The organism is Clostridium sp. chh4-2 (assembly GCF_002899675.1).
Lineage (GTDB): Bacteria > Bacillota > Clostridia > Lachnospirales > Lachnospiraceae > CHH4-2.
The window spans coordinates 1-664 of record NZ_PKUU01000056.1; the positions used below are offsets into that span (position 1 = coordinate 1).

Genomic DNA, 664 nt, shown 5'->3' on the forward strand with positions numbered 1-664 from the left:
ATAGTAATTTATGGAAGGTGAAAAAATTTGAATATAGACTAACCATAAATACTGCCAGCACTCCTAGTGGTTGGTATTCCAATTATATTGATCTTGATATTCAGGCGGATTTTCCAACAACAATATGCTATCCAATTGTTATTGGCGTTTATCTAATATCAGACTGGACAAAGATGGGGTACTGGAATAATCCGTGTACTAGTGGAATGCCATACCGTATACTTTTCAATACACCTGTTTCAGGCCAATTTGTAGTTATGGGGTATTATTTCTATAAATAATTATTTTATGCGGACTGCCATAAAAACACCTTGCCAGCCAGATGTAGAAGACACATCTGTGTCCGTAAAGATTGTTAAGGTCAGATTTCCAGAATTATTTAATGTTACTACATTTGCTATAGTTGTCCCCATACCACCGCTATTACTGCCCTGTAAATAACCGGACGTTCTATTGTTTACATCTAAAAAAAGACGCGTATTGTAGATTGTATCTGTCCTAACCACCCCACAAATTACATATGTTCCGGCTGGTACAGATAATGTTGCCAGTGTAGTTTTATTGTTCCCAGATGTCGACTTGCCGGAAAATGAAATGGAATATGTTTTTCCAAGTGCTGCATCCAGGGAATTTACTGACGTAATGATGGCAGTCAAATTACTAT

The 664-nt window shown here is 36.9% G+C and carries 2 protein-coding genes; one reads left to right on the forward strand and one right to left on the reverse strand.

The annotated features are described in order from the left end of the window. The coding region (locus C0033_RS27350) for a hypothetical protein (RefSeq protein ID WP_207656897.1) at window positions 1-281 on the forward strand (281 nt) is incomplete at its 5' end. Here the strand turns inward: C0033_RS27350 and C0033_RS27285 are convergent. Further along, window positions 282-664, reverse strand: a 383-nt coding sequence (locus C0033_RS27285) for a hypothetical protein (RefSeq protein WP_180994914.1), incomplete at its 5' end; no start/stop codon positions are given.